The 12850-nt window shown below is 71.5% G+C and carries 12 protein-coding genes; 5 read left to right on the top strand and 7 right to left on the bottom strand.

Going from position 1 to position 12850, the window contains the following annotated elements; genetic code table 11:
- Nucleotides 1-18: 18 nt before the first annotated feature.
- Nucleotides 19-441, bottom strand: a complete 423-nt coding sequence (gene arfB / locus M0M48_RS05965; protein WP_257750440.1) for an alternative ribosome rescue aminoacyl-tRNA hydrolase ArfB — start codon at nucleotides 439-441, stop codon at nucleotides 19-21.
- On the bottom strand, nucleotides 441-2549 hold the full coding sequence (locus tag M0M48_RS05970) for a molybdopterin-dependent oxidoreductase (protein ID WP_257750441.1): 2109 nt from the start codon (nucleotides 2547-2549) through the stop codon (nucleotides 441-443). The genes arfB and M0M48_RS05970 overlap by 1 nt, the downstream gene beginning before the upstream one ends.
- 95 nt (nucleotides 2550-2644) lie before the next feature.
- Between M0M48_RS05970 and M0M48_RS05975 the strand changes: the two genes are divergently transcribed.
- The 4 genes from M0M48_RS05975 to M0M48_RS05990 all read left to right on the top strand — a co-directional run bounded on the left by M0M48_RS05975 (nucleotide 2645) and on the right by M0M48_RS05990 (nucleotide 7836).
- A complete protein-coding gene (locus M0M48_RS05975) occupies nucleotides 2645-3595 on the top strand; it encodes a DUF4268 domain-containing protein (RefSeq protein WP_257750442.1) in 951 nt (316 codons plus the stop codon).
- Between the two features lie 140 nt (nucleotides 3596-3735).
- Nucleotides 3736-4011 (top strand): 30S ribosomal protein S15, encoded by a 276-nt coding sequence (gene rpsO / locus M0M48_RS05980; protein WP_036542197.1) that lies wholly within the window; start codon nucleotides 3736-3738, stop codon nucleotides 4009-4011.
- Between the two features lie 220 nt (nucleotides 4012-4231).
- Entirely contained in the window at nucleotides 4232-6472 is a 2241-nt protein-coding gene (locus tag M0M48_RS05985) for a polyribonucleotide nucleotidyltransferase (protein ID WP_215815252.1), read from the top strand.
- The gene (locus M0M48_RS05990) at nucleotides 6469-7836 is read left to right on the top strand and encodes a M16 family metallopeptidase (RefSeq protein WP_257750443.1); all 1368 of its coding nucleotides are present in this window, start codon (nucleotides 6469-6471) and stop codon (nucleotides 7834-7836) included. The genes M0M48_RS05985 and M0M48_RS05990 overlap by 4 nt, the downstream gene beginning before the upstream one ends.
- Nucleotides 7837-7840: 4 nt before the next feature.
- Here M0M48_RS05990 and M0M48_RS05995 read toward each other — a convergent pair whose 3' ends face one another.
- A complete protein-coding gene (locus M0M48_RS05995) occupies nucleotides 7841-9652 on the bottom strand; it encodes a BCCT family transporter (protein ID WP_308220369.1) in 1812 nt (603 codons plus the stop codon).
- A 187-nt stretch (nucleotides 9653-9839) separates the two neighbouring features.
- Nucleotides 9840-10355 carry a class I SAM-dependent methyltransferase gene (locus M0M48_RS06000; RefSeq protein ID WP_215815250.1) on the bottom strand — a complete coding sequence of 172 codons (516 nt, stop codon included), beginning with the start codon at nucleotides 10353-10355 and terminating at the stop codon, nucleotides 9840-9842.
- Between the two features lie 51 nt (nucleotides 10356-10406).
- Here M0M48_RS06000 and dapB point away from each other — a divergent pair, with 51 nt between their 5' ends.
- Nucleotides 10407-11189: a 4-hydroxy-tetrahydrodipicolinate reductase gene (gene dapB, locus M0M48_RS06005; RefSeq protein ID WP_257750444.1), complete on the top strand. Its 783-nt coding sequence runs from the start codon at nucleotides 10407-10409 to the stop codon at nucleotides 11187-11189.
- 160 nt (nucleotides 11190-11349) lie between these two features.
- On the opposite strand, the gene M0M48_RS06010 is transcribed toward dapB, so the two are convergent.
- The 3 genes from M0M48_RS06010 to M0M48_RS06020 are packed head-to-tail and all read right to left on the bottom strand — an operon-like array spanning nucleotide 11350 to nucleotide 12837.
- Nucleotides 11350-11655, bottom strand: coding sequence for an AzlD domain-containing protein (locus tag M0M48_RS06010; protein ID WP_257750445.1), 306 nt, complete (start codon nucleotides 11653-11655; stop codon nucleotides 11350-11352).
- A complete protein-coding gene (locus M0M48_RS06015) occupies nucleotides 11652-12314 on the bottom strand; it encodes an AzlC family ABC transporter permease (protein WP_257750446.1) in 663 nt (220 codons plus the stop codon). The genes M0M48_RS06010 and M0M48_RS06015 overlap by 4 nt, the downstream gene beginning before the upstream one ends.
- Nucleotides 12315-12318: 4 nt before the next feature.
- Nucleotides 12319-12837, bottom strand: coding sequence for a GNAT family N-acetyltransferase (locus M0M48_RS06020; protein WP_215815246.1), 519 nt, complete (start codon nucleotides 12835-12837; stop codon nucleotides 12319-12321).
- Nucleotides 12838-12850 lie beyond the last annotated feature (13 nt).

Raw genomic sequence — 12850 nt, forward strand, 5'->3', positions numbered from 1 at the left:
GTCACCGTAGCGGGAGCGTCAGTCGTCGACCCGGCCGCGCAGCTGCTTGACCTGGCCCCGCTGCCGCTTGGCGTCGAGCCGTCGTTCCTGGGAGCCGCGGGTCGGCTTCGTCGCGCGCCGCGGCGGAGGGGGCGGCGCGAGCAGCTCACGGATCCGGGCCGCGAGCCGCTCCCGGGCCGCGCCGCGGTTGCGGTGCTGGGAGCGGTGCTCGTGGGCCACGACCGCGATCGGGCCGGGGCTGCGGGCGAGCAGGCGGGCGCGCTGGCGCTCGTCGAGCACGGTCGAGGCGGCCGGGTCCCAGACCAGCTCGACGCGGGTGTCGGTGGTGTTGACCGACTGCCCGCCCGGTCCGGGGGAGCGCGAGAAGCGCTCGACCAGCTCGCTGTCGGGCACGACGAGACCGCCGGGGACTCCCGGCCCCGGTGGGACGGTGAGGTCCACTACGCCACCGTCACCGGTACGCCGGACAGCGCCGCGTTGCCCGACACGTCGAGGCGCTCGGGGTCGGTCAGGTCGTTGATCGAGACGCCGGCGACCCCGGCGGCCACGCCCAGGCGCGCGCCGGCCCGGCCGTGCCCGTAGCCGTGGGGGAGCGAGACCACGCCCGGCATCACGTCCTCGGTCGCGCTCACCTCGACGCTGACCTCGCCCACCCGCGAGCGGACCGTCACCATCGCCCCGTCGCTGAGCCCGCGCGCGGCGAGGTCGGCGGGGTGCATGAGCAGCTGGTGGCGGGCCTTGCCGCGGGTGAGCCGGTCGGTGTTGTGCATCCACGAGTTGCAGTCGCGCTGGTGGCGCCGGCCGATGAGCAGCAGCTCGCCGTCGCGGGGCAGCGCGTGCTCCCGCAGCCGTACGACGTCCGCGGCCACGACCTCCGGCAGCGCGTCGATCCGGCCGTTCCCGGTCCGCAGCCGGCCGGGGAGCTGCCCGGCGTTGAGCGGACCCAGGTCGACGCCCTCGGGGTGCCGGCGCAGCTCGGTGAGCGTCGTCCGGGAGCGCCCGGTGCGCAGCAGCATGCCGATCAGGAAGGTCGGGCTCATCCGCATCCGCGCCTCGGCCGCGATCCGCCGCTTGAGCGGGGGCTTGCGCCGCCGGCGCCGGGTGACGCGCAGGTAGAGGTCGCGGAAGATCTCCCAGTCGTGGCGCTGGTCGCGCCCCTTGGCGAGCACGGCCGGAGTGAACCGCGCGGTGTTGCGCACGGCCAGCAGGTGGAAGACGAGGTCGTAGTGGTCGCGCTCGAGCAGCGTCGTCGGCGGCAGGATCACGTCGGCGTGCCGGGTCGTCTCGTTGAGGTAGATGTCGACGGCCACGTAGAAGTCGAGTCCCTGGATCGCCCGGTCGAGCGCGGCGCCGTCGGGCGTCGAGAGCACCGGGTTGCCGGCCACGGTCAGCAGCGCCCGGACCTGGCCCTCGCCGGGCGTCTCGATCTCCTCGCGCAGCACCGAGACCGGCAGCTCGCCACCGAACTCCGGCGCACCGCGCACCCGCGAGCGGTAGCGGTCGAGGTGCCCCCGCCCGATCAGCCCGCGCCCGATCGCGTCGATCGCCGGCTCGGTCAGCAGCACGCCGCCGACCCGGTCGAGGTTGCCGGTGACCAGGTTGAGCATCTGCACGGCCCACTGGCACACCGTGCCGAACTCCTGGGTGGAGACGCCGATCCGGCCGTACGCCGCCGCCCCGTCGGCCGCGGCGAGGTCCCGCGCGATCCGCCGGATCTCTCCAGCCGGCACTCCGCTGGCCTGCTCGGCGAGCTCGGGGGTGAAGTCGGCGACCAGCCGCTCGACCGCGTCGAGCCCGTCGGCGTACGGCGGCAGGTCGGTCAGGCCCTCGGCGAACAGCACGTGGAGGAGTGCCAGCAGCACCCACGCGTCGGTCCCCGGCCGGACGAAGTGGTGCTCGTCGGCGACCTTGGCCGTCTCGGTGCGCCGCGGGTCGAGCACGACCATCCGCCCACCCCGCGCCCGCAGCTCGCGCAGCCGCCCCGGGAAGTCGGGCACGGTCATCAGCGAGCCGTTGGAGGCCATCGGGTTGGCCCCGAGCACCAGGAAGTAGGAGGTCCGGTCGATGTCGGGCACCGGCAGCAGCAGCTGGTGGCCGTAGAGGAGGTAGCCGACGAGCTGGTGGGGGAGCTGGTCGACCGAGGTCGCGCTGAACTTGTTGCGCGTGCGGAACGACTGGGCCAGCGCCACCCCGTGGGTCATCGAGCCGAGGCTGTGCACGTTGGGGTTGCCGAGGTAGATCGCCAGCGCGTCCTCGCCGTGCTCGTCGACCGTCGCGGCCAGCCGGTCGGCGACCAGGTCGAGCGCCTCGTCCCACCCGAGCTCGATCCAGGTGTCGCCGACGCGTCGTACCGGACGGCGCAGGCGGTCCGGGTCGGCGTGGACGTCGCCGATCGCGACCCCCTTGGGGCAGATGTGCCCGCGGGAGAGAGGATCGTCGGGGTTGCCCCGGACGCCGCTCACCCGCTCGCCGTCGGGGGTCGGCTCGATGGTCAGCAGCAGGCCGCAGGTGGCCTCGCACAGGTTGCACACGCCGGTCCGTGTCTCCACGCTGGCATCGTCACATGCTGGGTCGTCCGGCGCCATGACCTGCAAGAGCGCCAGTACCTGGCTAGGGTCCGACCGTGAGTGCTTCACTAGGCCGGTTGACGACCGTTCCTGCCCGCGAGGTGTGGCCGCACGAGGCGCACGACTTCACGCCTTGGCTCCTGGGCAACGTCGATGTGCTGTCCGACCTGCTCGGCATGGACCTGGTCCTGGAGGTCGCCGAGCACCCCGTCGGCGGCTTCTCGCTCGACCTTCTGGGGAGGGACGAGGCGAGCGGCCGGACCGTGATCGTCGAGAACCAGCTCGAGGCCTCCGATCACACCCACCTCGGCCAGATCCTCACCTACGCCGCCGGCACCGACCCATCGACGATCGTCTGGGTCACGACGGGCTTTCGTCCCGAGCACCGGGCCGCGATCGACTGGCTCAACGAGCACACCGACGAGGACACCCGCTTCTTCGGGGTCGAGATCAAGGTCGTCCGGATCGGCGACTCGGAACCCGCGCCCGCGTTCGACATGGTCGCCCAGCCGAACGACTGGGGGAAACAGGTGAAGGCCGCGACCCATGCCGGGACGGGCCTGGGGACCGGCGATGCGAGCGGGAGGGGGCGCCTTTACTGGGACTTCTGGGAGGAGGCGCGCACCCGGATACAGGCTGAGCACCCCGGCTGGAGCCGAGCGCGCACCTCGACCGTGTCGTCGTGGTTCAACATGGCGCTCGGCACGACCGGCGTCGTCGTGTCGATGGCGTTCACCCGGTCCGGGCTGGTCACGCAGATCTACTTCGACTCGCCCGACGCGGCACTGAACCTGCGCCGGTTCACGGCACTGCGTGAGCGCCGGGAGGCGTTCGACTCCGCAGTCGGCGTACCGGTGGTCTGGGACGAGATGGAGGGGCGCAAGGCGGCCAAGGTCTACGTCATGTCGGACTACGCCGACATCGGGGACGTCGACCAGTGGCCGGCGATGCTTGACTGGCTCATCGACACCCAGCAGGCCCTGCGGTCCGCGCTCGACACCGTTGGCGGCGTACCGTCCGGCGGGTGAGGTCTCGGGGGCCGCCGGCGATTCGATCGGGTACGCACCGCGCTGTTAGCCTTGAGCGTTGCCGTCAGAACGGCCGCGGACAAAGAGAGCCCCAGGATTTCAGGCTGGGGCGCCGCGCAACGAGCGAACCAGGAGTTCCCATGGCAGTCGGTACCGACGCTGAGACCAAGAAGAAGATCATCGCGGAGTACGCCACCACCGAGGGTGACACCGGTTCGCCCGAGGTCCAGATCGCGCTCCTGAGCCACCGGATCAGCCACCTGACCGAGCACCTCAAGCAGCACAAGCACGACCACCACAGCCGTCGTGGCCTGCTGCTCCTCGTCGGCCAGCGCCGTCGTCTTCTCAACTACCTGAAGAAGACCGAGATCGAGCGCTACCGCTCGATCGTCGAGCGCCTCGGCCTGCGCCGCTGACTCGAAGCGAAGGGATCCACCACCACGGTGGGTCCCTTCGCTACATTCAGCCTTGAACCACAACTGAAGACAGCAACCACTGGAGCGATCCGCGTCAACCACGCCTTCGATCCTCGGTAGTAGCCCTCTCTGCGCGCGCGAGCCGCAGGGCGGGCTTCGATCGAAGATCGATCACCGACGCGGGCGTCGCGGATCGCACCGCGAACGAAAGAGTCAAACGTTGACTGAACCCGTCATCTCCGCCGTCGAGACCGTTCTCGACAACGGAAAGTTCGGCACCCGTACCGTCAAGTTCGAGACGGGCCTCCTGGCCCGCCAGGCCGCCGGTTCGGTGACCGCCTACCTCGACGACGACACCATGCTGCTCTCGGCGACCACCGCCGGGAAGCACCCGAAGGACCACTTCGACTTCTTCCCTCTGACGATCGACGTCGAGGAGCGGATGTACGCCGCGGGCAAGATCCCCGGCTCGTTCTTCCGCAGCGAGGGTCGTCCCGGCGAGGACGCGATCCTCACCTGCCGCCTCATCGACCGCCCGCTGCGCCCGACCTTCAAGAAGGGTCTGCGCAACGAGGTCCAGGTCGTCATCACCGTGATGGCGCTCAACCCCGACACGCCGTACGACGTGCTCGCGATCAACGCCGCGTCGATCTCGACCCAGCTCTCCGGCCTGCCGTTCTCCGGCCCGGTCGGCGCCACCCGCGTGGCCCTGATCGAGGGTCAGTGGGTCGCCTTCCCGACGCACAGCCAGCTCGAGAACGCCGTCTTCGACATGGTCGTCGCCGGCCGCGTCACCGAGACCGGCGACGTCGCGATCATGATGGTCGAGGCCGAGGCCACCGAGCAGTCGTGGGGCCTGGTCACCTCCGGTGCCCAGGCGCCGACCGAGGAGGTCGTCGCCAGCGGTCTCGACGCTGCCAAGCCGTTCATCAAGCAGCTGGTCGAGGCCCAGGTCGAGCTCGCCAACGTGGCCGCCAAGCCGGTCCAGGAGTTCCCGATCTTCCTCGACTACGAGGACGACGTCTTCGAGGCCGTCGAGGCCGCGTCCAAGGCCGACCTGGTCGAGGCGATGACCATCGGCGACAAGCAGGACCGCGAGGCGCGCACCGACGAGCTCAAGGCCGAGCTGCTCGAGAAGCTCGCCGGCCAGTTCGAGGGTCGCGAGAAGGAGATCGGCGCGGCCTTCCGCTCGGTCAACAAGCAGGTCGTGCGCGAGCGCGTGCTGCGCGACAAGATCCGCATCGACGGTCGCGGCCTGGCCGATATCCGTCCGCTGCACGCCGAGGTCGGCGTCGTCCCGCGGGTCCACGGCTCGGCGCTGTTCGAGCGCGGCGAGACCCAGATCCTGGGCGTCACCACCCTCGACATGCTCAAGATGGAGCAGCAGCTCGACACGCTCTCCCCGGAGACGTCGCGCCGCTACATGCACAAGTACATCTTCCCGCCGTTCTCCACCGGCGAGACCGGCCGCGTCGGCTCGCCGAAGCGCCGCGAGGTCGGCCACGGCGCGCTCGCGCGTCGGGCGCTGCTGCCGGTGCTGCCGAGCCGCGAGGAGTTCCCCTACGCGATCCGTCAGCTCTCCGAGGCGATGGGCTCCAACGGCTCCACCTCGATGGGCTCGGTCTGCGCGTCCACGCTGGCGCTGCTCCAGGCCGGCGTCCCGCTCAAGGCGGCCGTCGCGGGCATCGCGATGGGCCTCATCTCCGGCGAGGTCGACGGCGAGACGCAGTACGTCGCGCTGACCGACATCCTCGGTGCCGAGGACGCCTTCGGCGACATGGACTTCAAGGTCGCCGGCACCAAGGAGTTCGTCACCGCGCTCCAGCTCGACACCAAGCTCGACGGCATCCCGGCCGAGGTCCTCGCCAAGGCCCTCAACCAGGCCAAGGACGCCCGTCTGGCGATCCTCGAGGTCATGGGCGAGGCCATCGACGCTCCCGAGGAGATGTCGATCCACGCTCCGCGGATCATCACCGTCAAGGTGCCGGTCGACAAGATCGGCGAGGTGATCGGGCCCAAGGGCAAGGTCATCAACCAGATCCAGGACGACACCGGCGCGACCCTGTCCATCGAGGACGACGGCACGGTCTACATCGGTGCGACCAACGGCGAGGCCGCCGAGGCCGCCCGCCAGGCGGTCAACGCGATCGCCAACCCGACCATGCCCGAGGTCGGCGAGCGCTACCTCGGCACGGTCGTGAAGATCACCAACTTCGGTGCCTTCATCGCGCTGATGCCGGGCAAGGACGGGCTGCTGCACATCACCAAGCTGCGCGCCCTGGCCGGTGGCAAGCGGATCGAGAACGTCGAGGACGTCGTCTCGGTCGGCCAGAAGCTCCAGGTCGAGATCGCCGAGATCGACGACCGCGGCAAGCTCTCGCTGGTTCCCGTGGTCGAGGAGGCCGCTTCCGACGAGGCGCCGGCCGAGGCGACCGAGGCCGGGGAGTCCGACGAGGCGTGAGCACCACCCGCACCACGACGGCCGGTCAGCGTTCCGCTGACCGGCCGTCGGCCGTTCCCCGGGCCTCCACCCGCACCCTGGAGACCGTTCGCGACGAGACCGGTCAGGTCACCTCGCTGGTCCGCCGCACCCAGCTCGCCTCGGGCCTGCGGATCGTGACCGAGCAGATGGCCGGCGCCCGATCGGCGTCCATCGGCGTCTGGGTCGGTGTCGGCTCGCGCGACGAGACCGCCAAGACCCACGGCGCCTCGCACTTCCTCGAGCACCTGTTGTTCAAGGGGACCACCGAGCGCACCGCGCTCGACATCTCGATCGAGCTCGACGCGGTCGGCGGTGAGTTCAACGCCTTCACCGCCAAGGAGTACACCTGCTTCCACGCGCGGGTGCTCTCCGACGACCTGCCGCTCGCGGTCGACGTCCTGGGCGACATGATCACCGGCTCGGTGATCGCCACCCACGACGTGGACGCCGAGCGCGACGTCATCCTCGACGAGATCGCCATGCACGACGACGACCCCGACGACGTCGTCCAGAACCTGCTGGCCGCCCTCGCCTGGGGCGAGGACAGCGCGCTGGGCCGCCCGATCGCGGGCACCGACGCCTCGATCGAGGCGATGACCCCAGCCCAGATCAAGCGGTTCTACCGCCGTCACTACGTGCCGGCCAACACCGTCATCTCCGTGGCCGGCGCGGTCGACCACACGGCCGTCGTCCGGGCGGTGAAGAAGGCGTTCGCCCGCCACGACTGGCTCGACACCGTCGCGGCGCCCGTCGCTCCGCGCGGCGCCGCGCCGCGCCGTCGTACCCGGGTGGGGGCGGGGGAGGGTCACGTGACCCGGCCCTTCGAGCAGGTCAACCTGGTCCTCGGCTGCGAGGGCCTGACCCGCGACGACGAGCGGCGCTACGCCCTCGGCGTGCTCAACACCGCACTCGGCGGCGGTACGTCGAGCCGGCTCTTCCAGGAGGTCCGCGAGCACCGTGGCCTGGCCTACTCGGTCTACTCCTTCGCCGCCCACTACGCCGACTCGGGCCTGGTCGGCGTCGCCGTCGGCTGCCTGCCCGACCGCACCGAGGAGGTGCTGGCCGTGGTCCGCGAGCAGCTCGCGCTCATCGCGGCCGAGGGCATCACCGACGAGGAGCTCACCCGCGGCAAGGGTCAGCTCGTCGGCGGCATGATCCTGGGCCTGGAGGACTCCGGCTCCCGGATGATGCGCCTGGGCAAGAACGAGCTCGTCAACGGCGAGGTGCTCGGCATCGACGACGTGATCGCCCGGATCGAGGGCGTCACCCTGGACCAGGTCCGCGAGGTCGCCGCCGAGGTCTTCGGCCGGCCCGAGCTGCTCGCGCTCGTCGGGCCGGCCTGAAACCTCAGCGGTCGGTGGTCTCGAGCTCGGGCTCGGGATCGACCACCGTGGGCTCCTCCGGCACGGGCTCGCTCGCCTCGACGGTGAGCGCGAAGTCGTCGCCGTGCTCGGTGACGCCGGTGATCACCGCCTGCTCGATCGCCTCGGCGCCATAGCGCTGCCGTACGACGAGCGGGTCGTGGCGCAGCTCCTTCATCAGCGAGACCGTCAGCCCGATCATGATCAGGACGAACGGCAGCGCCGCGACGATGGTGATCGTCTGGAGGCCCTGGAGCGCGTCCTCACCGCCCGCGAGCAGCATCACCGCCGCGACGGCGCCGGTGGCGACGCCCCAGAAGATCACGACCGTACGACGCGGCTCGGTCGTGCCGTGCTCGGACAGGCTGCCCATCACGATCGAGGCGGCGTCGGCGCCGGAGACGAAGAAGATCGCCACCAGCAGCATCACCAGCACGATCGCGACGGTCGCGAGCGGCAGTGCGTCGAGGGTGCCGAACAGCTGGGCCTCGAGGCCGCCGGCGCCGGCGATCTCGGTGCCGTTCTTCTGCAGGTCGATGGCGGTGCCGCCGAGGATGCAGAACCACAGCACGCTGACCACGCTCGGCACCAGCAGCACGCCGGTGACGAACTGGCGGATCGTGCGGCCGCGGGAGATCCGGGCGATGAACATGCCGACGAACGGCGTCCAGGAGAGCCACCAGGCCCAGTAGAAGACCGTCCACGAGCTCAGCCAGGCCTCGGTGTCCGGACCCTCGGCGCCCGTGCGGGCGGCCATCATGGCGAGGTCCTGGACGTAGCTGCCGAGCGAGGTCGGCACCAGGTTGAGGATGAACACGGTCGGGCCGACCACGAACAGGAACAGGGCGAGCACGAGCGCCAGCACCATGTTGATGTTGGAGAGCCACTGGATGCCCTTGGCGACGCCGGAGACGGCCGAGAGCACGAAGGCGACGGTCAGCACGGTGATGATGAGCACGAGCGCGCCGTTGCCGAGCGGGCCGATGTCGGCGACGATCTCGAAGCCGCTGCTGATCTGCAGGGCGCCGAGGCCGAGCGAGGTCGCGGAGCCGAAGAGGGTCGCGAAGATCGCGAACATGTCGATCACCCGGCCCGCGCCGCCCGAGGCGCGCCGGCCCAGGAGCGGGGCGAAGGCGGCCGAGATGAGCTGGACGCGGCCCTTGCGGTAGACGCCGTAGGCGATCGCGAGGCCGACGACGGCGTAGATCGCCCACGGGTGCAGGGTCCAGTGGAACATCGTGGTCGCCATCGCGGTCTCCGCCGCGGCGTCGGCGTCCCCGCCGGTGCCCGGGGGCGGGGTCACGAAGTGCGACAGCGGCTCGCTGACGCCGTAGAACATCAGGCCGATGCCCATGCCCGCGCTGAACATCATCGCGATCCACGAGACGGTCTTGAACTCCGGCTCCTCGTCGTCGCGGCCGAGCGGGATGGTGCCGTACTTGCTCATCGCCAGCCAGATGACGAAGACGACGAAGCCGCTCGTGGTCAGCACGAACAGCCAGCCGGTGTTGGTCATCACCCAGTCGAGGGCCCGGGAGGAGGCCTCGGCGAGCGAGTCCGTCCCGAGCAGGCCCCACACGACGAAGCCGATGCTGACGGCGGCCGCGCACCCGAAGACGATCGGGTCGATCCCGCGCCGGGGCGGGTCCTCGGGCTCGGCGCCCTGGTCGATGGACAGGTCCAGCGCCGGGTGCGGTACGACGTCCGCCGCGGGGCTGCTGAGGGCCTCGGCCAGCTCGGCGGCCGCCCGCGACCGTCGGGGCTGATGGCCGTTGTTGGTGCTCTTCGGTTCGCTCACGTCACTCCTGGGGTCTCTCACGCACAGTCCGTGCGCACGCCCGGGCCCCCGGCCGTCCGGCAGGAGGGGGAGTCGTGATGAGGACCCCGAAGTATTCGTGATTTGTCCGAGAGTCAGATCAGCCCGGGTTCGGGCGTGCTGCCCCAGCAGGTTAACAAAACCTGAACGGATCGCCGTTTCGTCAGGTTCAGCGACGGCCGATGATGCCGATCACCGGCGGCATCTTGGAGTCCACGATGTAGACCCGGAAACCGCCGTCGCGCAGCTGCTCGGAGGCCTTGGCGAGGATGTCGGAGACCTGCTCGGGGCGGGTGGTGTCGAAGAACAGGTTCACCGAGCCGCCGGGCATGAGCCGCTCGTGGAGCAGCGCGATCTCCTCGGCCGCGTCGCGCACCCAGAACAGGTTCACGTCGAAGGCGAACACCTTGGTCAGCCGCTTGACCGGCACCCGCAGGGTGGCCAGGTCGATCTGGCGGACCGTGAGCTTGCCGGCCTCGATATGGGCGGCGCAGCGGGCCTTCGTGCGGTCGACACCGGCCTCGGATCGGTCGATGGCGAACATCTTGCCCTTGCCCTCGAGACGCCGGCAGATGAGGTCCGCGGCAGCGCCGTTCCCACAGCCGATCTCCAGCACGTGGTCGTTGGGCTGGACGTCCATGAAGTCCACCGCCCACCGGATCCGGGCCGGGATCTTGTTCACCATGGGGGTCAGCCTGCCAGAACGTCGCCCGAGCCGACGCACTACCTTGGTCCCGTGACGTCACGTGTCGCGGAGAACACCGCTGGAGACCGCCTTCGAGTCGGGGTGCTGGGCGCCCGTGGCAAGGTCGGAGCCGAGGTCGTCCGAGCCGTCGAGGCGGCCGCCGACCTCGACTTCACCGTCGGCGTCGATGCCGGCGACGACATCGCCGCCCTGCACGAGTCGGGGACCCAGGTGGTCGTCGACTTCACCCATCCCGACGTGGTGATGGACAACCTGCGCTCCTGCATCGACCACGGCATCCACGCCGTCGTCGGCACCACGGGCTTCGACGACGAGCGCCTCGCCACGCTGCGCGGCTGGCTCGCCGAGCGCCCCGGCACCGGCGTCCTGATCGCCCCGAACTTCTCGATCGGCGCGATCTTGATGATGAGGTTCTCCGCCGTCGCCGCGCCCTTCTTCGAGTCGGTCGAGGTCGTCGAGCTGCACCACCCGACCAAGGCCGACGCCCCCAGCGGTACGGCGGGCCGCACCGCCGAGCTCATCGCCGCCGCCCGCCGCGACGCCGGCTGCGACCCCATGCCCGACGCGACCAGCACCGGCCTCGACGGCGCGCGCGGCGCCGACGTCGACGGCGTCCGGGTCCACAGCGTCCGGGTCCGCGGGCTGGTCGCCCACCAGGAGGTCATCCTGGGCGGCCTGGGCGAGACGCTGACCATCCGGCACGACTCGCTCGACCGGGTCTCCTTCACGCCCGGCGTGCTGACCGGCGTGCGCCGGATCGGGGACTTCCCGGGGCTCACCGTCGGCCTCGAGCACTTCCTCGACCTGGGCTGAGCCCTCCCGCCCCCGCGAAGGGGCACGAACCGGCGGGCGAAGGAGCGTGAACCGGCGCCCGAGGGTGCAGACCGCGGCTCGGCCGCGCTGAACCTGCGTCCTCGACCGCCTTTCCGTGCGCTTTCGCCCGCCGATTCGTGCCTCTTCGCCGGGCTGGGGGTCAGAGCAGCCGCAGCAGCGCCGCCGCGGCCGCCGAGCCGAACACCACGACCAGGAACGGCGCCCGGGCCAGCAGGAGCAGCACCGCGACGCCCAGCGCTGCGGCCCGGGCGTCGAGCACGAGCGCGCGTCCTGACGGCGCCGCGAGCACCTGGACGGCGACCAGCGCGGCCAGGAGCGCGACCGGGATGAGCTCGGCGACCCGGGCGACGAGCGGGTTGCCCAGCACCCGGGCCGGCACCGAGAGCCCGGCGAGCTTGAGCAGGTAGCAGCCGACGCCGGCGCCGAGGACGGCCCACCAGATCATCTCTTCAGCACCCCCACGAGGACGGCGACGCCCGCCGCCACGAGCACCGGTACGCCGGCCGGGGTCACCGTCACCGCGCCGGCGGCGACGAGGGCGGCCAGCACGGCCACGGCCCGCAGCAGGGGCGTGGTCAGGCGGGGCCAGAGCAGGGCGAGGAAGGCGGCGCCGACGGCCGCGTCGAGGCCGAGGTCGCGCGGGTCGCCGAGCTGCTCGCCGGCGACGGCGCCGACGAGCGTGGTGAGGTTCCAGAGCACGAAGATGGTCGCTCCGGTGGTGAGGAAGCCGGTCCGGGCGAGGTCCCGGTCGGGCCGGGTGACCGCCATCGCGGTCGACTCGTCGATGAGGACGTGGGCGGCGGCGGCCCGGCGCCAGCCGCGGTAGCCGAGCAGGGGCGCCATCCGGAGCCCGTAGAGCGTGTTGCGGGTCCCGAGCAGCAGCGCGGCGAACGCGCCGGCCAGGGGAGTGCCGCCGGAGCCCAGCACCCCGACCAGCGCGAACTGCGAGGCGCCGGTGAACATCACCAGCGACAGCGCGCAGGTCTGCCAGACGTCGAGGCCCGAGGTGACCGCGACCGCGCCGAAGCTCAGGCCGTAGGTGCCGGTGGCGATCGCCACCCCGAGGCTGTCGCGGACGACGGTCCGGCGGGTCGGCTGCTCCACAGGCTCACGCCAGCGCGGTGTGCAGCCGCACCTGCTTCACGTGGGTGCCGGCTTCGTCGGCGAGCTCGCGGCTGGCCCCGTCGGGTGCCCAGCCGGCACTGGTCAGGAAGGCGCGCAGCACGTCGTCGGTGGCGTCGGCCCAGCTCACCGCGCGGGTGAAGCCGTCGGCGGCGAGGGTGTCGACGCACGCCTGGAGCAGGCGCGAGCCGTGGCCGGCGCGGGTGGCGCCGGGGTCGACGGTGAACTCCGTCATCTCGCCGTCGGCGGCCGGGTCGGCGTCGGGGTCGGGGTTGGGGCCGGTCAGCGCGAAGCCGACCACCTCGGCGCCTGCGAGCGCCACCAGCGCGCGGTGCCGGGCCTCGGGCGGGCGGGACAGGGACTGGCGCCACGCGGCGGCGAGGGTGTCGGCGTCGAGGCCCGCGCCGCCGTCGTACCGCTCCTGCCAGGCACGCAGCTGGACGGCGGCGATCCCGGGGGCGTCGGCGGGCCAGGCGACCCGCACGGAGACGTCGGCAACGACCATGGTCCGCAGTCTG

The organism is Pimelobacter simplex, assembly GCF_024662235.1.
Taxonomy (GTDB): Bacteria; Actinomycetota; Actinomycetes; order Propionibacteriales; family Nocardioidaceae; genus Nocardioides.

Bases quoted from the DNA above. Each gene is read 5' to 3' on its own strand.
- M0M48_RS06000 (WP_215815250.1), bottom strand. From the start codon at position 10,355: ATGGTGAACAAGATCCCGGCCCGGATCCGGTGGGCGGTGGACTTCATG.
- rpsO (WP_036542197.1), top strand. From the start codon at position 3,736: ATGGCAGTCGGTACCGACGCTGAGACCAAGAAGAAGATCATCGCGGAG.
- M0M48_RS06020 (WP_215815246.1), bottom strand. From the start codon at position 12,837: ATGGTCGTTGCCGACGTCTCCGTGCGGGTCGCCTGGCCCGCCGACGCC.
- M0M48_RS06010 (WP_257750445.1), bottom strand. From the start codon at position 11,655: ATGATCTGGTGGGCCGTCCTCGGCGCCGGCGTCGGCTGCTACCTGCTC.